A 24469-nucleotide genomic window follows, 5' to 3' on the forward strand; every position below is an offset into this window, starting at 1 on the left:
CCCGATAACGATCGAGTGGAGTCGCACGATCCGGCTCCAATGTTCCTCGGCCCCTGCACCCCAATCGACAATTTAGGACGGAAACTGGCCTGTTGCGCGTCTATTTTCCTTGCTGACAAGCAGTACCAGCGAAAGGACAGCGATGCCCAAGCAGACCAACGCCGCGCCCGAGGGCTACACCACCGTCGCACCCTGGGTCGTCACCGACGACACGGGAGCCTTCCTCGACTTCGTTACCCAGGCGTTCGGTGGCGAAGAACTCGGGCGGGTGGCTACCGAGGACGGCTTGATCGGTCATGGTGAGATCCGGATCGGCGACACGGTCGTGTTGGCCTTCGACCGACACGCAGACTGGCCTCACAATCCGAGCCTGCTGCGCGTGTTCGTCGCGGACGCAGATCAGACGTTCTCACAAGCCATTACGGCCGGCGGCCATGTCGTCACCCCTCTGGCGGACAACGCCTTCGGACAGCGGGGAGGACGCGTCAAGGACCCCTTCGGCAACATCTGGTGGGTGGTCAGCAGCGTTGAAGACGTCTCCGAGGATGAGATGTGGAAGCGACTCCAGGATCCGGTATACGCCGAGGCCATGCGTGTGGCTCAAGAGACGCTCGACGCCGAACTCAGCGGTCGACACGTGGGACGCAGCAGCGCGCCCATCAGGACGACCAGCTAGCGCGCTGGTGGCCCTCGGGGTCGGATCTGGTGGTGTGGTGCGACGGGATGCGGTTCTGGTGGTACGCCGGGTGGAACTAGAAGCGTCGGCGTGCCGTCTACGCCTCGGAGACCGATCCCGACCGGGCCGCGCATCGGATCGAGACTAGTTACCGTCATCGCGCGACAGCCGCAGCGTCAGATGCCGAGGTGCAGAGATGACCATTCCTTGGCTCGGTACTCCTGCGGCTGGAACCGGACCGGCGGTGACCAAGCTGCGGCTGATCGCCTATCGGGTGGAAACCCGTGCTGATCTGACTGCCGAGTGGCGCCAGTCGTGACCGCGTATCGCCGGGTCATCGCGGGCGATATGGCCATCAAGGTCAACGGTGAGAATGCCACGGTCATGGCCAAGGCCGGTGATATCAAAGCTGCCATCACGGCGTACGAAGTCGCTGAGCGCCGGCGGATGCTTTACGACCGGGGCGATCTCGCCCGTCTGGTCGATGGCGCGACGGAGCGCCTGCGGGTCCAGCTCAACACGGGGATGGGTCGTCAGTCGCACGAGGGCACATCCTTGCTCGACGCGGGAGCGAACTGGAGAGGAGGGAACACGTCGGATTCGAACACCGCCATGTTCTTGGAGAACAGCGTCATATAGCCAGCCGTGTAGCTGAAGCCGGGCTTGCCCGAGCCTTCGACACGTGACCTGATATCGGTGAGGATTGCGCTGATGCTCCACCACCGACCGCCGAACTTCGCATATTGGATGCCGCAGTGGCTGAGCAGATCGTACGCGTAGGCCACCTTGACCTTCGGGTTCCGTGGCCCCTGCTCTAGCCTCGCCCGGTTCACAGATCGAGCCTTCAGTTTCCTCTCCGGCTCCTCCGCGCGCACCAACCCCGCTTCCAGCCTTTTCTGCGCACCCACCGGCCCGGCTGTGGCAGAACCCGGCGACCCACACCCCACCGCACCTACCGCAAGCACCATCGGCACCATCGCCGTTGTCCACGCTCTGCTCATCCACCGTCTGTTGCTCGACATACCCTCTCAACGAACAGGGCCACCAATCGGTTCAAACGCTGCACGTTTCAAAACCCAGCCGTCAACGCACTCATGTGAGCCATCGGAATCGCTCACGGGAAGGGCACGCCCCATCTCGAACCAGATAGGCGCTCCTCCTGCCGTCCCTTCTCGGCCCGCGACCGACAACCGGCCAGCCGATAGCGGAGGCGAGCCGAGGCGGGAGGAAGAGTGCTCCCGGCGGGCCACGCGCCACCGCCCCGGCTGCACCCGTCGCCCCGCCCCGCGCTGGGCGGAGTGCCCCTGCGGGCCGTGAACAACGGGCGGCGGCGCGTGGTCCGCCGGAGCCGCGGACGTTGTCAGCCGGTGGGGCGCAGGTCGGCGGCGTCCGGATCGGGGACGGGCTGGGACGCGGCTGCGGCGACCCGGGCACGCGGACCGGGGAGCCTGAGGGCGGCCAGCACAGCCGTCAGCATGACGGCGCCCAGGACGTAGACGGCGGCGCGCATTCCCTCGGCGGAGGCGGCGCGCAGGGCCTGCCCGGACAGCCCTTCGATGTCGTGGTTGGCGACAGCCACGAGAACCGCCAGACCCGCGGCGGTTCCCACCTGCAGCGCGGTGGAGGCCACCCCGGAGGCCAGGCCCTGTTCGTCCGCCGAGACGCCGGTGCCGGCGGCGATCCACATGGCCTCGTAGGTGATACCCATGCCCAGGCCGATGACGACGACCCCGGCCAGGACGGTGAGGACGGATCCGTCCGCGTGCATGCCGGGGGCCAGGAGCGCAGCGCCCACGGCATTGACGACGATGCCGGTGATCAACGTGTTCCGGGTGCCGAAGCGGTGGATCAGCCGCTCACTGAGGAAGTTGCCGGCCGTGATCGACAGGGTCGGGCCAAGGAACGCCAGCCCGGTCTCCAGGGCGCTGAAGCCAAGGATGTCCTGGAAGTACAGGGTCAGGAAGTACGGTACGGCCTGCATCGTCAGCCCGAAGACGAGGATGATCACGACCGCTCCGCTGAGCGCGCGGTTGCGAAACAGCCGCAGCGGCATCAGCGGCGTCCGACCGCGGGCCTGGACGCGCAGGAACGTGGCCAGCAGGACCGCCGTGAGAGCGGCCGCGGCCATCACCTCGGCCCGCGCCCAGCCGACCTCGGAGCCGTGCGCGACCGCGAAGATCAACAGTGTGATGCCCGCGGTGCCGGTCAGGGTGCCGGGCACGTCGACGCTCCCTCTGGTGACGCGGCCGTCGGGGGGCAGCAGGGCGAAGGCGGCGAAGGCACCCGCGGCGGCCAGCGGGACGTTGACGTAGAACACGGCCTGCCAGCCCAGGGTCTGGGTGAGCACCCCGCCGGCCAGTGAGCCCGCTGTGAGCCCGCCGGCGCCCGCCATGGCCCAGACCGTCAGCGCGCGGTTGCGTTCCCTGCCCTCGGCGAAGGCGGTGTTGACCAGGGCCAGCACCGCGGGGAACAGCACCGCGCCGGCGAGGCCCTGCAAGGCGCGTGCGGCGAGCAGCACCGCCGGCGTCGTGGCCAGGCCGCCCAGCACGGAGGCCACGCCGTACAGGGTCATGCCGAGTACGAACATCCGCCGACGTCCCATCAGGTCGGACAGTCGGCCGCCGAACAGCAGGAAGCCTCCGTAGAGGACGGCGTACGTGGTGATCACCCATTGCAGGGTGTGCGGGGTGAAGCCGATATCGGCGGCGATGTCGGGTAGGGCCACGTAGATGATGGTGAAGTCGAGGCTGATGATCAGGTGCCCGAGCGCGAGCAGCGCGAGGCTCCATCCCGGCCGTCGGCCGCGGGCCGGGGGCTGAGTTTTGGGCATGGGTGTGTCTTTCATCCGTGTGTGGTTCGGTGGCTGTCATGGCTGCACCGGGACCGGCGGACATTTGTTGGCACACCCCTTGAGGGCGCTGGGATGGGCGGCGCCCGGGCTCGGTCCGTCCGGTCCGGTCATCACCCCTCCCCTCCCTGCGTGCTCTGCGCTGTCTTCGGTACGACTGTGCCGCTCGCCGTGGTCCACGGCATCGGACGTCCGGTCGGCATGGCCCGGGACCTTGGACCTAGGACCTGTACGGGCTTCGGATCTTCAGGTGAGTTGAAGGCTTCGGGTCCACAAGATGGCTCCGCGCAGATGAAGACCCGCTGGATGCACGCCACCGGCACCTTTACCATCGCCGAACTGATGGAAGTGTTCTCCGCCGGACGCGCCATCGTCTACCGCGTCCTCGAACGCGCCGCCGTCAACCCCACCGCAGGCACCGAGGGCAGTCCGACCACCTTCTCACGCTCCAGCAATCGACCCATTCCCGGCAAAGATCAAGACCCAGAGATCTTGTGCAGAGACTGTTCATGCAGGTCACGTGGGTTGGCCTGGATCTGGGGGAGGTCAAAGTGTCGATCGTAATCGATGACCTTGACCAGCTCTGACATGGGACTATGCCCCGTGTGTTCGGACGACTTCGGTCCGTCTTCTTCAGGCGTTCCGGGGTTGTTCGACCAGATCGACTTCCACGCCTGTTTGAGAACGTGAGGACCGGCGCGGCCTGACCGCGTTGTTCTGGTCCAACGTCAATCCGTACGGCACGTTCCGCCTCGACATGGACAAGCGCCTCGACCTGGGACCGGCCGCTGCCATGCCCCGTCCCCGCACCTCGGCGGACACCGCCGCCCGAGCAGCTACGAGGGCTGATCCCGTGACCGGCAAGACGGCGCCGTAGCCGTGGCCTGAGATCCCCGTGTTGGTGTCGCCGGGTCGATTGCGCACGCTCCAGGTTTGGTGTCACCAGACCGCGGCAGGTTCGGCTGCTTGATTGACGGGGGTCCCGGACGGACTCAGGCACGCAGGGTGGGCCGATGGATGAGCTCTTGGATGTGACCGTCGAGCGTCCGGCGCTCAATCAGTTCGAGGTCGAAGTCGGGGGCACCCCGGAAGATCGGTTGCAGCCCGGTCTGACCGGTGATCACGGGGAAGAGCGTCACCTGGACGCGGTCGACCAGACCGGCGGCCATCAACGCCCGGTTCGTCGACAGGCTGCCATGTGAGCGCAACGGTACCTGCGAGTCCTCTTTGAGCCGGGCGACGACGTCGACGGCATCGCCGTTCACGACGTTCGCATTCGGCCGGTCGAGGGATTCTTCCAGAGTGGTCGACACCACCGTTGCTGGCAGGCTCCTCATCCACGTGACCCACGCGTCACGCACGTCGGACTCCTCGGTGCTCTCGGCCAGCATTCGCGCGAACGCCTGATACATGTTGGCGCCGAAGACCATCTGCCGCTCCTCGCCGTACAGGGCGAGGCGGTGGTCGAGCAGTTCGGGTCCTTGCTTGCCCCAGTAGCCGGTCCAGCTGCCGTCGGCGGAGCCGTAGCCGTCGAGGCTGGAAAAGACATCGAAGGTGTAGGCAGCCGTCATGATGCCCTCCTGAAGTGCGATTGATCGCCAGCACATGGGAAGGGTTCATTGCCGCCGTCCATGCTGCGCGGACAGCTAGGACGGCGACCACATGAACAAACCGCCCGAAAATGCCATGTCACGTCGTCAAGGACGCCCCTGTCCAGTTCGTACGTGCCGCGGTGCTCGACGACGGCGCCGACAAGATCGTCCGGTGTGACGCCACACGCTGCGGGCCGGGCATTAGCATCCGGACCCACCAGATTGCGGGCGGCTTCACTAGCGGCGCACCTTGAACCTCAGGTGCAGCACCCGGTTGCCCTGGATGACCACGTGGGGATCTTCCAGCAGCTGCTGCCCGTCGAAGCTACCGAAAAAGCGCTTGCCCGACCCGAACACCACCGGCACCACGTCCATCGCCACCTCGTCCACGAGGTCGGCGGCGAGGATCTGGCCGCCTACTTCGCCGGCGCTCACGGCGACGACCCGGTCGCCGGCGAGCTCCTGGGCCTTCTCGATCGCGGCCTTCACGCCATCGACGAAGTGGTACGGAGCCCCGGGGTGCCAGCCCTCGGGCTTGGGCCGGTGGGATACCACGACCACGTGGTCGCCCGCGGGCTGCCGGCCCTCCCAGCCGTTCACCAGGTCGAACTGGTGGCGGCCCATCACGATCACGCCGATCGAGTCCCACATCGGCTGGACGTACGCCGCCGAAACACGCGAGAGCTTGAAGCCGCCTCCACCCTGGGAGTGGTCGTAGTCCCCGCCCCCCGCACCGGTTTTCGTGAGCTGGGTGTCCCCACTGAAGTACCAGTCGTGGAGCGGCCCGACTCCGTCGTTCTTGTCGGCAATGAAGCCGTCCACCGACACCACGTTGTGCATGATCACTACGCCCATGGGGGTCTCCTTAAGTCTTCTGGAATGGTCACCTCCGATTGTGCTGGCCTCGGGAAGGGCTGTGCTTGTAGAAAATCAAGAAGCAGGCATCGGACCGTCGTCCGGCGGGAACTCCCGCTCGGCCGGCATCCGGCGTCTCAGCGCCAGGTACTCCGTCGGGGTGTGGCCGGTGAAGTCCTTGAACTCCTTGCTGAAGTGGGCCTGGTCGAAGTAGCCCGCCATGAGAGCGAGCTCCGACCAGTCGACCGGGCGCAGGGCGTCCACGGACCTGATCAGCTGCGTGAAGCGGTACATCCGAGCCACCCTCTTCGGAGTGACCCCGACGTGCGCCTTGAACTGCGTGGCCAGGGTGGTGCTGCTGACTCCGGCGGCGTCGCTCAGCGCACCGACAGGGATCGCACCATGGGAGGTTTCCAGCCACCCGCCGACGTGCTGGACCAGGTCGAGCCCGCGCGACGGCGCCTCGACCAGGCGCGAGCGCAGCTCCTCCTCCAGGATCCGCAGCGTCTCGGCGGCGGACGTGGCCTCGCCGACCCTGTTGCGGATCCGGTCCACGGACCCTTGCCACACGGCGTCGACGGGCACCCACCGGTCCCGCAGATCGGTCGCCGGCATGTCGACAAACGCCGCCATCCCCCAAGGCTTGAAGTGCACCCCGACGAGCCTTACCCGCGTGGGGTACTCATAAAGGAAACGCCTGGTCCACAGACCCACGAACCACCCGTCCGACACCACTTCCGGAGGCACCGAAGGGTCGGAATCCCACAGGCGGGCAGGTTCGCCCAGGTTGATGACCAGGTGCGTCGACGGCATCGGCGGGACAACCATCCGACGGTGACCGGGCACCCCGGTCAGGCAGTAGATGTCGTCTATGAACCGGTCGAGCGGCGGGGCGGGCACCCGGCCGACATACTCCATGGACCCCAGTATCGCCGATCAGGCGATTCGCACCCGCCGCAGGCATCAACGACCGGAGGCGCGGGTGAAATTCGTACCTGGGTAGGGGCCCCGGCTGCCGTCCGGCGGGCTCACACCGGCAACTACGACGCTCAGTGGCCACTGCCTGGGCCTCCGCCGCGAGTTTCCGCTCCACCGACAAGCGCGGCGGTGCCAATCCGCCTGGAGCCGCAGCGCAGCTGGGAGGTCAACCAGCCCGAGCAGCTCGCGACGGTCCTGGACACCCTTGAGGGCATCCAGCGTGAGTTCAACGAGGCCGGTGGCGCGAAGATCTCGCTTGCCGACCTTGCCGACCTGATCGTGCTGCGCTACATCCGCGCCGTCGACCGCTGGCGGGACAACGCCATGCGAAACGTCGGCCTGTAACCTGCACAAAACCGGACGCCGCACTAGGCCATCACCGATCAAGCCGATCAGAACATGCTTGTGACCTGCATCGATTCGCTCATTACCCGTTGGTGCGGGCTCAAGGACGCACCTCACCGCTGAACGCGGGGAACGCTCTGCCGCCTCCTAAGGACTTCTCTGAGCGGCCCTGAGGCGCTCACGCCCTTGCGGCAGCGGCCGTCGTCGCACCGGAGAACGCCTCTCTCGGAACTGCGCCCTGCCTCCGCTCAAGGGGTGCGGGTGTCGAGCATCGAAGCAGGTGGGAAGACATCACCTCTGGTCACGAAAATGGTCACTGTCATAAAGCTGCGCGGTGCAGACTGCACGCCGCCAACCGTTGAGACCCGAAAGCCGCAGGTCAACCCTGTGAGCCGCATAACTCACTGTCATAGACCTGCGTTTCCGCTGACATCGGCTCTGCGCTTCACACCGCTTCACAACGGGACACCTCCGGCTCGGGCAGTAACTTGCGGGAATTTCCATTCCCGGTAGTTACTTTGGCCGGGGCTGGACGCAACAGATCTTGTTTCTTGATTTTTAATTTCTGGAAAATCAGGGATGCTAGGCTCCTGCCATGCAGGAGCCGGGTGCGATGACGCCGTGCAAACACTGTGGGACGCCGATCGAGCAGCGGGCCGGGCGAGGGCGGCCGAGAGCGTACTGCGCGCAGGGAGACTGCCAGGCGGTGGCCAAGCGCGAGCGCGAGATGCGGCGGGCGACGCCGGGGCTTGAGGGGGCGCTGGCCAGAGCCGAGGAGTTCTACGAGCGCATGGAGAAGGGGATGGTCGCGGCGATCGAGCCGCTGGCGCAGGTGCTGGCGCAGGAGCTGAGCCCGGCGGGGGTGGAGGCCAAGGTGAGCGCGGTGCAAGCCGAGGCGCACACCCGGGTGGCGATCGCGCGCACCGAACGCGAACAGGCCTTCGAGCAGGTACGCCTGGCGCGGGAGGCCTCCGAGCACGCCCGGCGCGAGCGGGACGCGATGACGCGCCGCGTGGAGGAGGCGGGCGCCGAACGCGACACCGCGCTGGCCGACGCGGAGACCGCCAGGGAGCAGGCGCTGGCCGCGCTGCACGAGGCGGCCAGTACCGAACGCCGGGCCAGGCAGGCCGAGCAGGAGGCCACCCGCAGGGCCCAGCGGGCCGAGGCGGCCCGGGACGCGGCGCTGCGGGAGATGGCTGAGCGGGTGGAGGCCGCCGAGGCCGAGGCGCGCCGGGCCGGGGCGCGGGCCGTCCACGACCAGGAGCAGGCCGAGCAGGCGCGCGCCGAGCGGGACCGGGCGCTGGAGGAGACCAGGAACGCGCAGGAGGCCAGAGGGAAGGCCGAGCGTGCCGCGTCGGCGGCGTCGGCGCGCGCCGACGCCGCCGACGCCGAGCGGGACCGGGCGCTGGCGCGCGCCGACACCGAGGCGGCCGCACACGCCCAGGCCCTGGCCGCGGCGGCCGAGGCGCGTACGCGGGCGGAACGAGTGGACAAGCAGGCGGCCGAGCTGGAGAGGCGGACGGCTCGCCGGGTGGCCAAGGCCGAGGAACGGGCCGCCGAGAAGATCGCCGAGGCGGGGGAGCGCGCGGCGGCCAAGGCGGCCGAGGCGGTCGCCGAACGTGACGAGGCACGCATGCGGCTGGCCATGGAACAGATGCGCCTGTCGGATCTACGTGACCAGATGGAGGCACTGCGCGCCGAGTCCGCCCAGCTCAGGGAACGCGCGATCACCGCGGAACTACGGGCCGAGCCCGGCTGAGCCTGACCGGGCCTCGCCGGGTTCCACCGGGTTTCATCAGGCCTTACCAAGCCCTCACTGGGCTTCATCGGGCCTCGCTGGGTTTCATCAGGCCTGATCGGGCCTCACTGGGCTTCATCAGGCTTCACCGGGTTTCACCAGGCCCCATCGATCGGCCCGGGTACGCGAAGCCGACGCGCGGGAAGCCCTCGTCCGGGCCGGACGAGGGCTTCTCGCCGACACCGGCGAACAAAATGGGGCCCGGCTCCGCGTGGACGGGGCTTCCGGTCCTCGCCGAAGCCGGGCACGGGATGGATGAGAACCGTCATGCACGAACGGGCAGCCGCCGGGATCGCTACCTCTGGGCGGCCGAGGGGCGGGTATGCCGGGGGAGGTGCTGGAGTTTGCCGCCGGGCAGCTCGGCGTCGACTCGGCACGCGCGCCGGAACAGCCGAAATAGCTGGAATATCCGACTTCTCCAGCCGTACGGGCAGCCGAGGGCGACGCCGTACATCGCTTTGATGATCCTGACTCCGGCTCCTCCGGCCGTACGGTCAGCTGAGAGTGACGCCGTACATCGCCTTGATGATTCTGATGGGGATGTCCAGGTTCTTCGGCTCGATGTTGGTGTGGATGACGACGCTTCTCGGGCCGTCGTCGGTGCTCAGTGCGAGGGTGAAGGATCCCGGGAGGGTGCCGCTCACGCCGCGTACGGTCAGGCCGTTCATTCCCGCGCTGTCGAACTCGATCACGCCGAGGCCATAGCGGGCGTGCGGCAGCCAGACGACGCTGTCGTTGGTGACCATGGTCCACATCTCGTGGTGCTGGGCCGCTGGCAGCAGGGTGCCGGTCGTGATCGCCCTGAGGAAGCGGCCCAGGTCCTCGGTGGTGGAGACGACACCTCCGGCCGCCCACCCCCATGAGGTGTTGAGCTCGGTGATGTCGATGGGCGGCAGGTCGGAGTTCTCAAGCAGCGCGGCGTAGTCCTCCGGGGTGAGCGAGGCCGGGTCGACGCCGTCTTTGAGGATGTCGGCGACGTACGCCTTGGGGTGCGGGGTCGGGTACCCGGTGTCGGTGGCGGGCCGTACGTAGGTGCGGGTCAGGCCGAGCGGCCGGATGACCGTGCGTTCGACCTCCTCGGCGTAGCTGTTGCCGGTGACCTTCTCGATGATCGCGCCGGCCAGGTAGTAGCCGCCGTTGGCGTAGGCGAAGTGCTCGCCCGGCTCGCCGACCGGTGGCTGGGACACCGCGAGGTCCAGCAGTTCGGAGGTGGTCCAGACGCGGGCCGGCTGGGTGGCGATGCTGCGCTGCAGCTCGGGTGCGAGGCCGGTGAGGAACAGGCCGCCGGTGTGGTTGAGCAGGTGCCGGATGGTGATCTTGTCGCCGTCGTAGCCGCCCGCGTCCACGACGCCGGGCAGCCACGTGTTCACCGGGTCGTCGAGGCTCAGCCTGCCCTCGGCCGCCAGGGCCAGGACCGTGGCGGCGGTGAAGGCCTTGCCGGAGCTGCCGATGTGCAGGTACTCCCGGGGCTGGCGGCGGTCTCCGGTGGTGAGGTCGGCCGCTCCCGCGCTGCCGAACCACGTCCCGTCGGCGTCGTGAACCTCGGCGACGATGCCGGGAACGCCGTCCTCGGCCACGGCCCGGTCCAGGATCCGCTGCACTTCTTCGTGGATGTCGTGTTTCATTGAGATGCCTTTCTGAGGAGAACGAGCGATATTCGGGCGTTCAGCGTCCTTTGCGCGTGTGGGCGCGGACCGACAGCGGGACGAACACCACCAGCAGCGCGGCCGACCAGAGCAGGACGGCGGCCACCGGATGCGCGAGCGGCCAGGCCACGTCCCCGGACGGTGTCCCCGGGTTGCCGAACAGCTCCCGGGAGGCGGCGGTGAGCGCGCTCACCGGGTTCCAGTCGGCCAGGAACCGCAGCCATCCGGGCATGCCGCCGGTCGGGACGAACGAGTTGGACAGCATCGTGAACGGCAGGAACAGCGGCACCAGCACGTTGGCGACCTGTTCGTTCCTCACCTTCAGGCCCACGTAGACGCCCACCCAGCTCAGCGCGTACCGCATCACGATCAGCAGCAGGAACGCCCCGGCGGTGGGGACCAGGCCGCGGTGCGGCTGCCAGCCCACCAGCAGGCCCGCCCCCACCATGATGGCCAGCAGCGGCAGGCCGACCAGGGAGTCGGCGCCGGTCTGGCCGAACGGCACCGCCAGCCGCGCCATCGGCATGGAGCGGAACCGGTCCATCACCCCGAGGGAGGCGTCGGAGGCCATCCGCGTCATGACCCCCATCACCGCCGAGAAGGTCACCATCGAGAACAGGCCGGGCATGAGGTACTCGCGGTAGTCGCCGCCGCCCGGCACCTGGATCGCGCTGCCGAAGACGTACCCGAACAGCACCACCATGACGGCCGGGAAGATCAGCGCACCGACGAGCTCGCCCGGTTCCTGGCGCAGCCGTCCCAGCTCGCGGCCGACCAGGGTCAGCCCGTCGGTGAACGTCCAGCGCAGGCGCGAGGCGAGGGCGGTCATCGGACGGTCTCCTTACGGTCGGTGAGGCGCAGGAACACCTCGTCGAGGGTGGGGCGGCGCAGGCTCACGTCGACCGCGGCGACTCCGGCGCGGTCGAGTTCGCGCACGATGTCGGCGAGCCGGAAGCCGCCACCGGGCAGGGCGACGCTGAGCCGGTCGGCGCCCGTCGTCGTCGGATCGGTCCCGGCCAGGGCGGTCAGCACGGTCGCCGCCGGGGGCAGCGCGGCGGGGTCTTCGACGACGACGTCGAGGCGGTCCCCGATGGTGGCCTTCAGTTCGTCGGGTGTGCCCGCGGCGATCACCCGCCCGTGGTCGACGACGGCGATGTCGTCGGCCAGCTGGTCGGCCTCGTCCAGGTACTGCGTGGTGAGCAGCACCGTGGTGCCGTCCGCCACCAGCTCGCGGACGCTGTCCCAGATCTCGCCGCGCCCGCGCGGGTCGAGGCCGGTGGTCGGCTCGTCCAGGAAGAGCACCTCGGGACGCAGGATGAGGCTGGCGATCAGGTCGAGGCGGCGCCGCATGCCGCCGGAGTAACCGGCGACCTGGCGGTCACCGGCGTCGGCCAGGCCGAAGCGTTCGAGCAGCTCGTCGGCCCGCCGGTGCGCCTCGCGCCGGGACAGGTGGGAGAGGCGCCCGAACATCCGCAGGTTGCCTCGGCCGGTGAGCTTGTCGTCCACGGCGGCGTACTGGCCCGCGAGCCCGATCCTGGCCCGCACCTCACCGGCCTCGCGGACGACGTCGTATCCGGCGATGCGGGCGTGACCGGCGTCGGGGGCGGACAGGGTCGCCAGGATGCGCACCGCCGTCGTCTTCCCCGCGCCGTTCGGCCCCAGCACGCCGCAGACCGTTCCCGCCGGGACGCTCAGGTCCAGGCCCCGCAGCGCACGGGTGTCGCCGAAGGACTTGCACAGCCCCTCGGCGACCACGATCGGATCCCCCACAACCCCTCCATTGGGTACCTTGTACGCGGTTGTGGCGGCCACACTAGATTACTGGGTACCATGTACGCAACAAGGGGGGTGGGGCGGTGACCGACGCCGAGTACGTGAACATCTGGATGCGGCCCGAGCGTCCGGCCCGCGGGCCGAAACCGGCCTACAGCCGGGCGCAGATCACCGAGGCGGCGGTCAGGATCGCCGACGCCGAGGGGCTGGAGGCCGCCACCATGCGGCGGATCGCCGCCGAGATCGGCGCCGGCGCGATGTCCCTCTACCGCTACGTCCCCAGTCGCGACGACCTCGTCGACCTCATAGCCGACCACCTGATGGGCGAGGTCGACCTTGAGGGACTGCCCTCCGGCGACTGGCGCGCGGACCTGACCCGCTACGCCGACGGGATGCGGGCGATGTGGCTGCGCCACCCGTGGATCGCCACCGTGCATCGCGCACGCACCGGTTACGGCCCCAACCAGCTGCGCCTGATCGAACAGGTGATGAGCGCGCTCGACGCCCACGTCTCCATCGACGAGAACCTCGGCCTGATGGCCATCCTGAACGGCTACGTCGAGGGCGCCGCCCGCGACGAGGTCACCTGGGCCGAGGAGGTCCGCCGCAGCGGGATCACCGAGACGGAATTGATGGCGCGCAGCTACCCGCGCGTCCGGCAACTGCTGGAGAGCGGCGAGTACCCGATCTTCACCAAGATCGTGACGGAGACGCGCCAGTCGCACCTGAGCCAGGACGAGCGGTTCCGGTACGGGCTGGAGCGCGTCCTCGACTGCATCGCCGCGGCCCTCCCGTCAACGGCCGGGCCCCAGATGTCGACGCGCCAGGACGGACCGCCCGGGGAGTAGGCGGGGGCGGGCCGGGCGTTCGACACCGAAAAGACGTACGCGGGCCGGATCGCCTTGTACGTGTCGTACTGCCTGGATCCTTCACCGGCCTGCGCGGTTGCGGTGAAGGATCCAGGCAGGGGTCGTCGGGGCCGTCTCAGCCGTATCGCTCGATGAGCGCCTTGCCGATCAAGGTGAGGTGGTCCCGCACACCGGGTGGGTCGATCACTTCGAGCCACTCGACCAGCCCGGCGAGCTCGCCCGCGAGCGCGTACTCGTTGTCATCGATTCGACCGCCGTCCTCCTCGACGACGACCGTGGCCTCCGGCCGATCCCCCCGAAAAGCCAAGAGCCCTAGGAGCCGCCCGCCGGGTCTCCTTGTCGTGATTCGAGATCGAGACGGGTGGGGTCCGGTTGCCGAGATGGTGGCTAGGTCGTCGGGGTCGACCGGGTGGCCTCGGTGTCGGTGATGTCGCAGGCGGTGGAGTAGATCACGCGGTTGTTCTCCCAGGTTTCGACCTGGGAGCCGTCGGCGGTCACAACCGTACGGTTTCGATCTGGGAGCCGTCGGCGGTCACGACCGTACGAACGTCATACCGGTGTGGAGACCAGCGGGGTGTCCCGGCGCTGCTGGCGACGGGACAAGGGGGCCAGCGTGCGCTGGACGATGAAGTACTCGGCCACGAGGACGTTGCCCAGGATGGACGCCCACACGGCGGAGGTGTAGATCGCCTCGAACCCCGTCGAGGGGGACAGCTGCAGGCCGAGGAGCAGGTAGACGCGCAGCGTGACCGCGGCGAACGTCAGAGCGTAGTTACGGATCATCCAGATCCGGTGCAGTTGCACCTCGCCGCGGCGGATGCTCCGGTAAGCCATGGCCAGGGTGTACAGCCACGCCACCACGAGGATGAAGAACGCGACCTGGACCGCGAAGCCGCTGATCGTGACCGCGGCGTTGACCACGGCCGCGATGGACGCGATCACGATGGAGATCATGTACACCCGGCCGACGACGCGGTGCAACGCGGGCCGGCGGACGCGGAGGCGGTTGACGAACTGCACCGGCCCGAGGACCAGGGCGAGGCCGCCCGGGACGGCGTGCACCATCAGGGACAGGTAGTGCGACGCCACATCCGGGTTGAGCGGCAGTGGGGCGTCGGCCGCGTCTCCGGTCAGGTACGGCGGTACCGACCCGACGGCGAAGCCGACCGCGGACAGCGCCATCAGCCCCCACAGCGCCCACCACTTCCGGCCGCGGATGGAGCGTGCTCTCGTCGTGGACATGGTGTGTCCCTTCACTGTCTCGGAGGGTCGGGGAACGACTGCCGGTCGCGGCGGGGGACGCGTCGCGCCCCGGGCTTCGCCGCCACCGTGGGGAGGTGCCGATCACCCATCGGTGGCGTTCGCGTACGCGGCGAGACCGTCAGCCATGCGTTGCATGAAGCGGGTCAGGTACCACTGCCAGAAACCACCCGAGAGCGGCATCTTTGGGACGAAGGTGGCGGACCACGTGATGTGCGTGCCCCCGCCGGGCACCGGGGCGAGATCGACGGTCCCTCGGTACGAGCGGAAGGGCCCGCTCAGGCTGTCGTAGACGAACCGCCGGTCGTCGACCAGTTCGACGATCCGCTCCCGGGCGACGTTGCGGCCGGTGCGGAAGATCATGGTGTCGCCGACCTCCTGCCGGTCCGCGGGATCGCCGCTCTCGGCGTCGGCGGAGTCGATCGGCGTCCACCGGGGCCAGGTGGCCGGATGGGTGAGCGCCGCGAAGACGGCGTCGGGGGCGGCCCGCGAGCGCGCGGTCACGCCATAGGAGTACGGCATGCGGTTAAACGTAGAAGCCGCCGACCTCACTGGACATGCGGGCGATTGCCGTCGATCGATCAGTTCTTGCGGTACGTCGAGGGGCGGACACCCGTATGGCGCAGGAAGGCCGACGACAACGCGCCCGGACTGGCGAATCCGCACCGCGGGGCGATCTGCTCGATGCTGAGGGAACTGGTGGACAGGAGCAGCCGCGCCCGCTCGATCCGTAACCGGGTGAGGTACCGGTGCGGTGTCTCGCCGGTGGCCTGCCGGAAAACACGGACAAAGTGGTACACGCTCAGGTGGACCTCGGCGGCGATCATGGCCAGCGTCAGGGATTCCGCCAGGCGCTCCCGCATGATGGCGACGCTCACCCGGACGGCGGCATGCTCGGGACCGGGCAGGCGCACGTCCCTGCCGAGGGTCAGCACGTGCGTCGAGAGGAACGCCGCGGCGGACTCCGCGTACAGGTCACCGGCGCCGCCGGTGCCCGGCAGCGCGCGAAGAAGCTGCTCGACGACCGGATCTCCCGCCCGGAGGGCGGCGGACAGCCCCTCGAAGTCGGGCTCACGACCGCCCAGCGCCCCGGCGGCCTCCCGGACGGCCGACGAGGGAACGTGCACCTGGACGGTCCGCAACCTGGACGTCGCCCGATAGGTGAAGGAGGTGGCGCGACCGGGAACCATGAGCTCCAGGTGGCCCGGCACCCACCGCCGCTCAACGGGCTTCCCACCGGCGTACAGCCGGACGTCCGCGTTCCCGGCGACACACAGCACGATGTGCAGGTCGGACACCGCGGGCAGCGGAAGATGCTCGGCCTCGGACGCGTGGTCGAAACTTTGCACCAGCAGCGACCGCCAGCCGGCGTTGTCCCAGCTGTTGTACGTGTGCCGCACATACGCCGGTGTGTCGAAATCGGCATAAGACGATGTATCGAAGTCAGGCGAATCGAACACACCACGAGTCTAGTCAGCGGTCAGATGCCTGACACGGCTCCAAAATCCGGGCTGCCAAGGGCGAGAGGTATCCGCCGCGGTTCGCCATCTTCGCGAACAGGATCGTCAGCGGTCCTGCTTTCATCCACGACAACCGGAAAGGCCTTCAAGACGGCGTATTCACCGCGTAATGCCTCACGCGTGCACCGGTTACTCGGCCGGGCCCTGTCTCGGTGCCGCGCGGACGTGCGCGCGTTCGCCCTGTTTGCCGATGAGGCTCAGGAACTCGACGGGACCGCCGCCGGTGGCTCCGAACCAGTGCGGGGTGCGCGTGTCGAACTCCGCGGCCTCCCCGGGCCTGAGGGTGAGGTCGTGCTCCCCGAGGACGAGGCGGAGCGTTCCGTTGAGGACGTAGACCCAGTCGTACCCCTCGTGGGTACGCAGGTCGGGCTCGGCGTCGTCGCTTCCGGCCGGGAGAACGAACTTGTACGCCTGGATTCCTCCTGGCCTGCGGGTCAGCGGCAGGATGGTCGAGCCGTCGCCGCAGGGGATGGGCCGTAGGTTGACGCGGGGGTCACCGGTCGGCGGCGCGTCGACGAGCTCGTCGAGGGTGACCCCGTGGGCGCGGGCGAGCGGGAGCAGCTGTTCGAGCGTGGGACGCCGCAGGCCCGCCTCAAGCCGGGACAGGGTGCTGGTGGAGATGCCGGTCTCCTCCGCGAGGTCGGCGAGCGTGACGTCACGATGCAGCCGCAGGCGTTTCAACCTCGGCCCGACGGCGTCCAGAGTGCGGTCGATGGCTTCGTCCATCCCCCCATTTTGCCATTTGGCAACAAGGTTTGCACATCCGCCTTCTCCGTCGGCACCATGGGGACGAACCGGGAGACGCCCTCTCGAACCCCTTCGCGGGAACGCGACGAGGTCACCGGCCACGACGAAGAGATCATCGCGAACGAGGAGTACGAGCCGTGACGCACGAATTCGACAGGGACTTCTGGGAGCGGCACTGGCGACAGGGACGAACCGGAGGCCCCGGATCCATGGGCGGCAACCCGCCGAACCCGTACCTCGCCCGTGAGACCGGCGGCCTGACGCCGGGCACGGCGCTGGACGCGGGGTGCGGCGGCGGTGCCGAGGCGATCTGGCTCGCCTCCCGGGGCTGGCACGTCACCGCGGCCGACATCTCCGCCGAGGCCCTCGCCCTCGCCGCCGGGCGCGCGGCGACGAGCGGGGCCCTCGAACACCCGCGGTGGGTCGAGGCGGATCTGGGCGTCTGGACCCCGGACGCGCGGTTCGACCTGGTCATGACCCACTACGCCCACCCGGCGATGCCCCAGCTGGAGTTCTACGACCGCCTCGCCGGATGGGTGGCCCCCGGCGGCACGCTGCTCATCGTGGGGCACCTGCACACCCCGGGCTCCACCGGCCACGGGCACCACCCTCCCGCCGAGGCGTCGGCCACCTCCGAGGCCATCACCGCGCGCCTGGACGGCGAGGAGTGGGAGATCGTCACCGCCGAAGAGCACCTCCGCACGCTCACCGGCCACGGAGACCGGGCGGCCCCCCTCCACGACGTCGTCGTACGCGCCACCCGGCGCCGATCCCCCCTGCCTTCCCGAAGGGAATCCCATGAGTGAGAACCGGCCCCCGGAGGTTCGCCAACAGGCTCACCGGTCCTGCTCAGCGGGGGGAGCGAACGCCGTTCGCTGGCGCGTGGTGCGGCGCCCTGAACCGCGTGGACGTCATCGGGTCACCGCCTCGACCGTCCCGGCCGCCAGAGCCAGCGCGACCTGCCTGCCCGGACAGGCGCGAGGTCCCGCCCCGAATGTCAGATACTCCGTACGCGCGAGGTCCGGGCCACGGGCCTCCCGTGGATCCCGGCTGGACGCCGAGACGTCGAGCAGCACGGTCCTTCCGTCGCCGGGCGCCCTGCGGCGCAGCGTACGGACCGGGGGATCGTGGCGCAGTGTCTGGTCCAGCAGGCTCTCCACCGGCCCCGTTCCCGCCCCCGCCCCTGCCCCCGCCGCGGGCCGTGCCGATGCGGCGGCCAAAGCGCCGCGGACCAGGGCGACCGTGGGAGCGTACGCCTGGGCGAGCAGCCCCGCCACCACGGCCAGCCGCTCCGGAGCCGGATCGCCCAGCAGGCGCGAGAGCCACGCCAGCCCTTCGTCGGCGTCGGCGGGCTCGGACCCGGGACCGCTCCCCGGTAGATAGGCCGGGGCGATCGCCGCGACGGCCTCCACGGCCCCGGCCGCGTCCTCGGCCCGTACGCCCAGCGCGACGGCCAGGACCAGCACCGGAACCAGTTCCGGATCGGTGCCCCGGGAGGCGAGCCGGAACGCCTCGGCGCGCAGCGCGTCCGGGGCGAGCCCGGCCAGCACCGCCACACCGGCTGCCCGGCGCTCGGCGTGCGCGGCCCCCTCGGCGAAGCGGCCGACCGCTCCGCGCAGCCACGCCACGGTCAGCGCGAACGGCGGGCGCGGTACGGGGTCGACGGTGAAACGAGGGTCGGCCAGCACGGCCCGTATCTCGGCGGGACTGCTCACGACCAGCGGCTCGGACGTCATCGGTTCTCCCTGAGGTGAGACCTTCCTCCCCCCGGACGAAGGCGAAGGAGGAAGCGCGGAGGCACGGGGGCGGGGGACTGTCACGGTCTCCGCCGGGGGCCGCGCGGTATGGCACCCCGTGGCTCGGCGATCCCCAGAAGGCTAGACGCCGGATGCTTCGGCGCCCGCCGAAGCATCCGAGCCCAACCACCCGTACGAACCGCGGCAGCGGTTACACCCGCGCGGGGGAGATGGCGTGGGTGACGCAGGCAGCGGCGAAGGCGGCGATGACCGGGTGCGGGCGGCTGCCGTCTCCGGCCAGTTCCGGCTGGAAGAGGGTGGCCAGGAAGAACGGGTGGCCCGGCAGTTCCAGGACCCGTACCAGCCCCGCCTCGTCGTGGCCGGTGAAGCGCAGCCCGCCCGCCTCCAGCGCGGGCACGTAGTCGGCGTTGAGCCCGAAGGCGCAGGAGTATCGCTCCACGGTCCTCTCCGCGCCGACGATTCTCTCGGCCAGCGATCCCGGCGTCAGCCGGACGGCGTCCTCGTGGCCCGCCAGCGAGCACGCCAGCGGCAGCAGCAGGAAATCCTCGGCGCCCGGGTCGTTCTCGGCGTGCGCGACGGACAGGCCCAGGACGTTGCGCGCGTACTCCAGGAGGGTGTGCTGGAAGCCCCCGCAGGTGCCCAGGAACGGGATGGCGTGCTCACGGGCGGTGCGGGCGGCGTTCACCGCGCCGCTCTCGCTGCGGTACGGGCTGCCGGGCACCATCCAGATGCCGTCGAACCCCTCAAGGACCGCGGCCTCGGCGGTGGGGATCCAGTAGGCGTCCAGCACCAGCCCGTCGCGCTCGCGCAGCGCCTCCAGCAGGACGGGGATACGGGCATGGGACCGGACAGACGGTGACTTGTCGCCCACCAGGGCGATCCTTGCGGTGGTCATGCCCCGATCCTGGACCCGGCGGCCGGGTAAGCGCCAACGATGATTCGTGCTGGGCCGATAAGCGATACTGATGCACCGTGGACCCGCACCTGCTGCGTACGTTCGTCACCGTCGCCGACCGGCGGTCCTTCTCCGACGCCGCCGTCGAGCTCGGCTACACCCAGTCGGCGGTCTCACAGCAGATCGCCGCGCTGGAGGCCGACCTGGGACTGACGCTGCTGCACCGCCGCCCGGTGGCGCCCACCCGGGCGGGGGAACGCCTGCTGGAACACGCCGGGCCGCTGCTGCTGCGTCACCGGGCCGCCCGCGCGGACGTGCTGCGCGCCGCGGCGGGACCGGCCGGGCGGCTGACGGTGGCCGCCTCCCCGCTGGCCTGCGTCCCGGCGATCGTACGGAGCCTGCCGCCGGGATGCGGGCTGCGTGCCGTCGCCCGCGACCGCGTCGCCGCCGAGGTCGCCTCCGGGGCGGCCGACCTCGGCCTGGTCGACGGGATCGCCGCCCCCAGCGACCCGCTGCGTCTCCCCGACGTGGGACCGCTGCGGGGCTTCGGGGTCGCCGAGGAGGAGCTGGTGGTGGTCCTGCCCTCCGGCCACCCGCTCTCGCACCGGCGCGACCTGGATTTGGCCGACCTAGCCGACGCCCTGTGGCTGCGGGCGCCGGTCGCCGTACCGGTGGAGCGGCTGCGTGAGCTGGCCGGTGGGGGCGGGTTTCGCGACGCGTTCGGCTACGACGGCGAGGACGTGCGAACGGTGCTGAACCTGGTCGCCGCCGGGCACGGGCTGGCCCTGCTGCCCGCGTCCGTGGCGGCGGAGGCGGCGGGCGCGGTGACACCGGTGCCGCTGCGCTCGCCGCGCGTGGCGCACCGGGTGGAGGTCCTGTACGCCGAGGCCGCGGGCCCGGCCGCCGCGCTCGCCGCTCAGCTGCGCCAGCCGCCCTCGTCCACCCCGCCGGGCACCTCCGCCTCCGGGTCGTAGGGGGTACGGGTGAAGACGAAGGTGTTGACGTCCAGGTGGCTGAGGGAGCCGTCGGCCCTGCGGACCACCCGCAGGATCTCGCCCGCGTAGTAGCCGTCCAGGCCCAGCCAGGTCCCGTCCGCCCGCGCGGTGAACCGCGAGGCCCGTCCCGCGCCGCCGACCGGGTCGAGGGAGACGCCGCCCTCGGGCAGCAGCCGCAGCGCGTACGCGCTGGGCCCCCAGTACCACGGGCCGGTGAGCTCCAGCAGGCCCGCGGTGTCGGCGACGGGCCTCCACTCCTCGGGCAGGCGCGGCTCGTGCTGGTCGAGGATCGCCAGCAGGTCGGTCAGCAGGTTGCGGCTGGCGCCCGCGGTGGAGTTGGCGGTGAACAGCACGCCGACCTTGTCGGAGGGGTCGGCCCACACCGTGGCCAGGAAGCCCGGCATGGAGCCGCTGTGACCGGCCAGGCGGCGGCCGTTCGCGCGGGCCAGCTGCAGGCCCAGGCCGAACCCGCCGGTCCAGGCGTCAGCGTCGTCGACGATCGCGGGCTCGCGCATCTCCGCCAGGGTGTCCGGGGAGAGCACGCCCCCGGTGTCCCCGGCCACGAACGCCGCCCACCGGGCGAGGTCGACGGGGGTGGACCACAGCTGCCCGGCCGGGGCCATGGCGACCGCGTCGTGCTCGGGTTCTGGCAGCAGCACGTCCGCCCAGGGGTGCACGGCGTAGCCGGTGGCGTGCGGCGTGCGCGGCCGTGTGGTGGTGTCGCGCATGCCCAGCGGCAGCAGGATCTCCTCGTGCACGGCCCGCGCCCAGCTCACGCCGCGGTGCCGGGCCACCAGCTCGCCCAGCAGGGCGAAGCCCACGTTGGAGTAGTGGAAGCGGCGTCCCGGCCGGTGCCTGACCTCCTCGGGCCCGAGCGCGGCAATGAGGTCGGAGGCAGGCACGCCCTCGGTACGCTCCCACCACGGGCCCGGGGACTCGGCGCTCAGTCCCGAGGTGTGCGACAGCAACTGGGCGACGGTCATCTCGCCGGCCCGCAGGTCGGGCAGGTGCTTGGCGATCGGGTCGAGCAGGTCGACCTTCCCCTCGTCGCGCAGGCGCATCACCACGACGGCGACCAGGCTCTTGGTGATCGAGCCGATGCGGTACTGGGTGTCGGGGGTGGGGACGGCCCCCTCCACCCGGCCCCGCGCGCCGAACCAGGCGAGCTCCCCGTCGCGCACCACCGCGGCGGTCAGCGACGGCAGGCGCCCCTGGGCCTGCTCGACCGCGATCCTGCGCAGCAGCGCGCGAGCCGTACTCTCCAGAACCGGCGACATCAGATGGCTCCTCACCCGACACGAGACCCAACGCGAAATCCAACGTGAAAAAGTGCCCCCAGGTTAGTGCCGTACGAGCCGGGAGAGCATCGCCGGCAGCTCGGCGCGGTGGGTGACGGTCAGCCGCCGGGTCGCCCGGGTGATCGCCACGTACAGGTCGTGCCCGCCCATGGGGGTCTGTGCCAGGATCTCGGCGGGTTCGACGACCACCACGGCGTCGAACTCCAGCCCCTTGGAGGCGGTGACGGTCAGCACGGCGACGGGGGAGTCGAGGACGTCGGCGGGCGGGGGGAAGAGCGCGTGGATCGCGGCGTGGCGGGCGTCGGGGACGATGACGGCCAGGCGGCCCTCACCGATCTCAGCCAGCTCGCCCTCGACCAGGTCCGCCAGCGCGCCGAGACCGGCCCGGCCGCGCGGACCGCCGTCGCCGTCACGGTCATCGGTACCGGGAGCGCCGGGGTCGTCGGAGATGTTGAGGTCGCCGGGAGCGCCGGGGGAGTCGAGGTCGAGGAGCAGGGCCCGGGGCGCGCTCCCGCCGTCCCGGACCGACTCGGGGGGTTCCTGATCGGGCGCGACAACCGCCAGCACGTCCGCGGCCACCCGCATGATCTCCGCCGGGGTCCGGTAGTTGACCCGCAGGTGCTCCTGGCGCCAGCGGCCCCCGACGTAGGGGTCGAGCATCTCGCCCCAGGATCGGGCCCCCGCGGCCGACCCCCGCTGCGCGATGTCGCCCACCACCGTCAGCGAACGGGCCGGAACGCGGCGCATCACGGTCCGCCAGGCCATCGCCGACAGCTCCTGCGCCTCGTCGACGATGACGTGCCCGTACGCCCAGCGCCGGTCGCGGCGGGCCCGTTCGGCGGTGGTCGTGGCCGGTCCCGGCGCGCGGTGGCGCTCGGCCAGCGCTCCGGCCTCCATCATCTCCGCCTCCAGCAGGCCGGTGAACTCCAGCACGCCCAGCGCGTAGCGCTCCTCCTCCTCGCGTTCCCTCTCCGACTCCGGCGCCCCGTTCTCTCCGCCGCCGCCGACGCCGGTGTCCTCGCCGAGGATCTCCGCCGCCTCGTCCAGCAGCGGTACGTCGCCGACGGTCCACGGCTCGCCGTACGGCCTCAGCAGGGCGGCGCGCTCGGCTCCGGACAGGCCGGGGGCGGCCGACCGGAGGGCGTCGGGGGAGGCGAGCAGGTCGGCGATCAGCTGTTCGGGGGTGAGGGGCGGCCACAGCGCGTCCAGCGCCTCGCGGACCGCCGGTTGCGCCCACAGCATCTTGCGGGCGTAACGCAGGTCCTCCTCCTCCGTCGGCCCGTCCAGCCGGGCGGCCTCGTCCAGGGCGAGGGCCCTGAGCATGTCGATCACGAACAACCGGCGGGCCACGTTGTGGGGGTGGCGCGCGGCCCTGGCCCGGTCGCGGGCGCGTACGCAGGTGGTGTGGTCCACGGTGAGCGTCATCCGCTCGACCACCACCTCGACCCCGTCGCGTACCGAGGTCCGTGTGACGATCGCCACCCCCAGGTCGCCGCCGGGGACGCGCTGGCGGTCGGCGAGCGCGGCGGCCACGACCCCGGCCATGCGCGGGTCACCCTTGACGACGGCGGCGGCGGGGGAGTCGGCCGCGGTGGGGTGCACCCCGGGATGGAGTTCGCCCAGGCTCGACAGCACCACGTCGGTCTCGCCGAGAGAGGGCAGCACCTGGCCGATGTAGCGGGAGAACAGCGCGTTGGGACCCACCACCAGCACGCCGCGCCGCTCCAGGGTGGTGCGGTGGGCGTACAGCAGGAAGGCGGCCCGGTGCAGCGCGGCGACGGTCTTGCCGGTGCCGGGGCCGCCCTGGACCACCAGCGCGCCGGGCAGGCCCGAGCGGATCACCCGGTCCTGCTCGATCTGGATGGTGGCCACCACGTCGCCCATCCGGCCGGTACGGCCCCGCCGCAGGGCCGCCATGAGCGCGGCCTCACCGACCAGCGTGCGGCGGTCGCCCTCGCTCAGCCGTTCCAGGTCGAACACCTCGTCGTCCAGGCCCACCACGGCGCGGTCGCGCAGGTGCAGGTGGCGGCGGCGGACCAGCGGCCCGGGGGCGGCGGGGGTGGCGGTGTAGAAGGGGCGGGCGGCCGGAGCGCGCCAGTCGACGAGGACGATCTCGCGGTCGGCGTCGCGCAGCCCGGCCCGGCCGATGTAGAGGGTTTCGCCGTCGGCGTCGTCGATCCTGCCGAAGCACAGGTCGCGCTCGACCCCGGACAGCTGGGCCAGGCGGCGGGCGTGCTCTCCGGCGGCGACCTCCCGCTCGATCCTGGCCTGACGCGAGCCGCCGCTCTCGCCACGGGCGTGTTCGGCGCGCAGCGCGGCCAGCGTCTCCTCCCGGGCGATGTCGAGGCGGTCGTAGAGCTCGCTGACATGGGCCTGCTCGACCCGTAGCGCTTCGGCGAGGGCGGAATCGCGTTGACGAAGCTCCATGTCTTTGGTAGACTCCTGTCTGATGGCATGCGTATTTTCTTGTGTGAGCGCATAGCGTAACGCATCCCCCTTCGCGTCACCAGTGCGCGTCCGCCGCCCGGGCTCTTACGGATGATCTGACCGGCTGTCGACGTCGCCCATGCCGACCCCGGCGGCTCGTGCTTACTCCGCCTTACTCCGCCCCGGTGCC

23 protein-coding genes and 1 pseudogene are annotated in these 24469 nt (G+C 70.5%); 6 read left to right on the forward strand and 18 right to left on the reverse strand.

Annotated elements, in window-relative coordinates; all coding sequences use genetic code 11:
• Nucleotides 1-142 precede the first annotated feature (142 nt).
• Nucleotides 143-676: a VOC family protein gene (locus ACW9TB_RS27920; protein ID WP_472751036.1), complete on the forward strand. Its 534-nt coding sequence runs from the start codon at nt 143-145 to the stop codon at nt 674-676.
• A 267-nt stretch (nt 677-943) separates the two neighbouring features.
• Here ACW9TB_RS27920 and ACW9TB_RS27925 read toward each other — a convergent pair whose 3' ends face one another.
• The 6 genes from ACW9TB_RS27925 to ACW9TB_RS27950 form a co-directional block, all read right to left on the reverse strand.
• Nucleotides 944-1219: a hypothetical protein gene (locus ACW9TB_RS27925; protein ID WP_472751037.1), complete on the reverse strand. Its 276-nt coding sequence runs from the start codon at nt 1217-1219 to the stop codon at nt 944-946.
• Entirely contained in the window at nt 1210-1584 is a 375-nt protein-coding gene (locus ACW9TB_RS27930) for a hypothetical protein (RefSeq protein WP_472751038.1), read from the reverse strand. The genes ACW9TB_RS27925 and ACW9TB_RS27930 overlap by 10 nt, the downstream gene beginning before the upstream one ends.
• A 452-nt stretch (nt 1585-2036) precedes the next feature.
• A complete protein-coding gene (locus tag ACW9TB_RS27935; protein WP_472751039.1) occupies nt 2037-3506 on the reverse strand; it encodes an MFS transporter in 1470 nt (489 codons plus the stop codon).
• Between the two features lie 1010 nt (nt 3507-4516).
• Complete coding sequence (locus ACW9TB_RS27940) at nt 4517-5095, reverse strand: dihydrofolate reductase family protein (RefSeq protein WP_472751040.1); 579 nt, start codon at nt 5093-5095, stop codon at nt 4517-4519.
• Between the two features lie 258 nt (nt 5096-5353).
• Entirely contained in the window at nt 5354-5971 is a 618-nt protein-coding gene (locus ACW9TB_RS27945) for a dihydrofolate reductase family protein (protein WP_472751041.1), read from the reverse strand.
• 75 nt (nt 5972-6046) lie between these two features.
• Nucleotides 6047-6889, reverse strand: a complete 843-nt coding sequence (locus tag ACW9TB_RS27950; protein WP_472751042.1) for a helix-turn-helix domain-containing protein — start codon at nt 6887-6889, stop codon at nt 6047-6049.
• Between the two features lie 134 nt (nt 6890-7023).
• On the opposite strand from ACW9TB_RS27950, the pseudogene ACW9TB_RS27955 reads away from it, so the two are divergent.
• Both ACW9TB_RS27955 and ACW9TB_RS27960 read left to right on the forward strand, forming a co-directional pair.
• Nucleotides 7024-7273 (forward strand): annotated as a pseudogene (locus ACW9TB_RS27955) (catalase/peroxidase HPI); the annotation flags it as partial.
• Between the two features lie 634 nt (nt 7274-7907).
• Entirely contained in the window at nt 7908-9053 is a 1146-nt protein-coding gene (locus ACW9TB_RS27960) for a hypothetical protein (protein WP_472751043.1), read from the forward strand.
• A 533-nt stretch (nt 9054-9586) separates the two neighbouring features.
• Here ACW9TB_RS27960 and ACW9TB_RS27965 read toward each other — a convergent pair.
• The 3 genes from ACW9TB_RS27965 to ACW9TB_RS27975 are packed head-to-tail and all read right to left on the reverse strand — an operon-like array spanning nt 9587 to nt 12508.
• Nucleotides 9587-10717, reverse strand: coding sequence for a serine hydrolase domain-containing protein (locus ACW9TB_RS27965; protein ID WP_472751044.1), 1131 nt, complete (start codon nt 10715-10717; stop codon nt 9587-9589).
• Nucleotides 10718-10757: 40 nt separating this feature from the next.
• On the reverse strand, nt 10758-11567 hold the full coding sequence (locus tag ACW9TB_RS27970) for an ABC transporter permease (protein WP_472751045.1): 810 nt from the start codon (nt 11565-11567) through the stop codon (nt 10758-10760).
• Nucleotides 11564-12508: an ATP-binding cassette domain-containing protein gene (locus tag ACW9TB_RS27975; protein WP_472751046.1), complete on the reverse strand. Its 945-nt coding sequence runs from the start codon at nt 12506-12508 to the stop codon at nt 11564-11566. Before ACW9TB_RS27975 ends, ACW9TB_RS27970 begins: the two co-directional genes overlap by 4 nt.
• 86 nt (nt 12509-12594) lie before the next feature.
• Between ACW9TB_RS27975 and ACW9TB_RS27980 the strand changes: the two genes are divergently transcribed.
• Entirely contained in the window at nt 12595-13359 is a 765-nt protein-coding gene (locus ACW9TB_RS27980) for a TetR/AcrR family transcriptional regulator (RefSeq protein WP_472751047.1), read from the forward strand.
• A gap of 136 nt (nt 13360-13495) precedes the next feature.
• Here the strand turns inward: ACW9TB_RS27980 and ACW9TB_RS27985 are convergent, their stop codons facing one another.
• The 5 genes from ACW9TB_RS27985 to ACW9TB_RS28005 form a co-directional block, all read right to left on the reverse strand.
• Nucleotides 13496-13687 carry a hypothetical protein gene (locus ACW9TB_RS27985; protein ID WP_472751048.1) on the reverse strand — a complete coding sequence of 64 codons (192 nt, stop codon included), beginning with the start codon at nt 13685-13687 and terminating at the stop codon, nt 13496-13498.
• 242 nt (nt 13688-13929) lie between these two features.
• Entirely contained in the window at nt 13930-14622 is a 693-nt protein-coding gene (locus ACW9TB_RS27990; RefSeq protein WP_472751049.1) for a DUF2306 domain-containing protein, read from the reverse strand.
• A 102-nt stretch (nt 14623-14724) separates the two neighbouring features.
• On the reverse strand, nt 14725-15162 hold the full coding sequence (locus ACW9TB_RS27995) for an SRPBCC family protein (protein ID WP_472751050.1): 438 nt from the start codon (nt 15160-15162) through the stop codon (nt 14725-14727).
• 59 nt (nt 15163-15221) lie between these two features.
• The gene (locus ACW9TB_RS28000; protein WP_472751051.1) at nt 15222-16040 is read right to left on the reverse strand and encodes a helix-turn-helix domain-containing protein; all 819 of its coding nucleotides are present in this window, start codon (nt 16038-16040) and stop codon (nt 15222-15224) included.
• A gap of 249 nt (nt 16041-16289) precedes the next feature.
• A complete protein-coding gene (locus tag ACW9TB_RS28005) occupies nt 16290-16886 on the reverse strand; it encodes a helix-turn-helix domain-containing protein (RefSeq protein WP_472751052.1) in 597 nt (198 codons plus the stop codon).
• 158 nt (nt 16887-17044) lie between these two features.
• Between ACW9TB_RS28005 and ACW9TB_RS28010 the strand changes: the two genes are divergently transcribed.
• The gene (locus ACW9TB_RS28010; RefSeq protein WP_472751053.1) at nt 17045-17713 is read left to right on the forward strand and encodes a class I SAM-dependent methyltransferase; all 669 of its coding nucleotides are present in this window, start codon (nt 17045-17047) and stop codon (nt 17711-17713) included.
• A gap of 105 nt (nt 17714-17818) precedes the next feature.
• On the opposite strand, the gene ACW9TB_RS28015 is transcribed toward ACW9TB_RS28010, so the two are convergent.
• Complete coding sequence (locus ACW9TB_RS28015) at nt 17819-18643, reverse strand: cytochrome P450 (protein ID WP_472751054.1); 825 nt, start codon at nt 18641-18643, stop codon at nt 17819-17821.
• Nucleotides 18644-18854: 211 nt separating this feature from the next.
• On the reverse strand, nt 18855-19559 hold the full coding sequence (locus ACW9TB_RS28020) for a CTP synthase C-terminal region-related (seleno)protein (RefSeq protein ID WP_472751055.1): 705 nt from the start codon (nt 19557-19559) through the stop codon (nt 18855-18857).
• A gap of 77 nt (nt 19560-19636) precedes the next feature.
• Between ACW9TB_RS28020 and ACW9TB_RS28025 the strand changes: the two genes are divergently transcribed.
• The gene (locus ACW9TB_RS28025; RefSeq protein WP_472751056.1) at nt 19637-20533 is read left to right on the forward strand and encodes a LysR family transcriptional regulator; all 897 of its coding nucleotides are present in this window, start codon (nt 19637-19639) and stop codon (nt 20531-20533) included.
• Here the strand turns inward: ACW9TB_RS28025 and ACW9TB_RS28030 are convergent.
• A complete protein-coding gene (locus ACW9TB_RS28030) occupies nt 20476-21831 on the reverse strand; it encodes a serine hydrolase domain-containing protein (protein WP_472751057.1) in 1356 nt (451 codons plus the stop codon). The two genes, ACW9TB_RS28025 and ACW9TB_RS28030, sit on opposite strands and share 58 nt — an antisense overlap.
• A gap of 63 nt (nt 21832-21894) precedes the next feature.
• Complete coding sequence (locus tag ACW9TB_RS28035) at nt 21895-24279, reverse strand: HelD family protein (protein WP_472751058.1); 2385 nt, start codon at nt 24277-24279, stop codon at nt 21895-21897.
• Nucleotides 24280-24469 lie beyond the last annotated feature (190 nt).

The sequence above is a fragment of the Streptosporangium sp. H13245 genome (assembly GCF_055690525.1).

Coding starts and splice junctions, on each gene's coding strand:
- ACW9TB_RS27920 (WP_472751036.1), top strand. CDS start 143: ATGCCCAAGCAGACCAACGCCGCGCCCGAGGGCTACACCACCGTCGCA.
- ACW9TB_RS27935 (WP_472751039.1), bottom strand. CDS start 3,506: ATGCCCAAAACTCAGCCCCCGGCCCGCGGCCGACGGCCGGGATGGAGC.
- ACW9TB_RS27940 (WP_472751040.1), bottom strand. CDS start 5,095: ATGACGGCTGCCTACACCTTCGATGTCTTTTCCAGCCTCGACGGCTAC.
- ACW9TB_RS27945 (WP_472751041.1), bottom strand. CDS start 5,971: ATGGGCGTAGTGATCATGCACAACGTGGTGTCGGTGGACGGCTTCATT.
- ACW9TB_RS27950 (WP_472751042.1), bottom strand. CDS start 6,889: ATGGAGTATGTCGGCCGGGTGCCCGCCCCGCCGCTCGACCGGTTCATA.
- ACW9TB_RS27960 (WP_472751043.1), top strand. CDS start 7,908: ATGACGCCGTGCAAACACTGTGGGACGCCGATCGAGCAGCGGGCCGGG.
- ACW9TB_RS27965 (WP_472751044.1), bottom strand. CDS start 10,717: ATGAAACACGACATCCACGAAGAAGTGCAGCGGATCCTGGACCGGGCC.
- ACW9TB_RS27970 (WP_472751045.1), bottom strand. CDS start 11,567: ATGACCGCCCTCGCCTCGCGCCTGCGCTGGACGTTCACCGACGGGCTG.
- ACW9TB_RS27990 (WP_472751049.1), bottom strand. CDS start 14,622: ATGTCCACGACGAGAGCACGCTCCATCCGCGGCCGGAAGTGGTGGGCG.
- ACW9TB_RS27995 (WP_472751050.1), bottom strand. CDS start 15,162: ATGCCGTACTCCTATGGCGTGACCGCGCGCTCGCGGGCCGCCCCCGAC.
- ACW9TB_RS28005 (WP_472751052.1), bottom strand. CDS start 16,886: ATGGACGAAGCCATCGACCGCACTCTGGACGCCGTCGGGCCGAGGTTG.
- ACW9TB_RS28015 (WP_472751054.1), bottom strand. CDS start 18,643: ATGACGTCCGAGCCGCTGGTCGTGAGCAGTCCCGCCGAGATACGGGCC.
- ACW9TB_RS28020 (WP_472751055.1), bottom strand. CDS start 19,559: ATGACCACCGCAAGGATCGCCCTGGTGGGCGACAAGTCACCGTCTGTC.
- ACW9TB_RS28030 (WP_472751057.1), bottom strand. CDS start 21,831: ATGTCGCCGGTTCTGGAGAGTACGGCTCGCGCGCTGCTGCGCAGGATC.
- ACW9TB_RS28035 (WP_472751058.1), bottom strand. CDS start 24,279: ATGGAGCTTCGTCAACGCGATTCCGCCCTCGCCGAAGCGCTACGGGTC.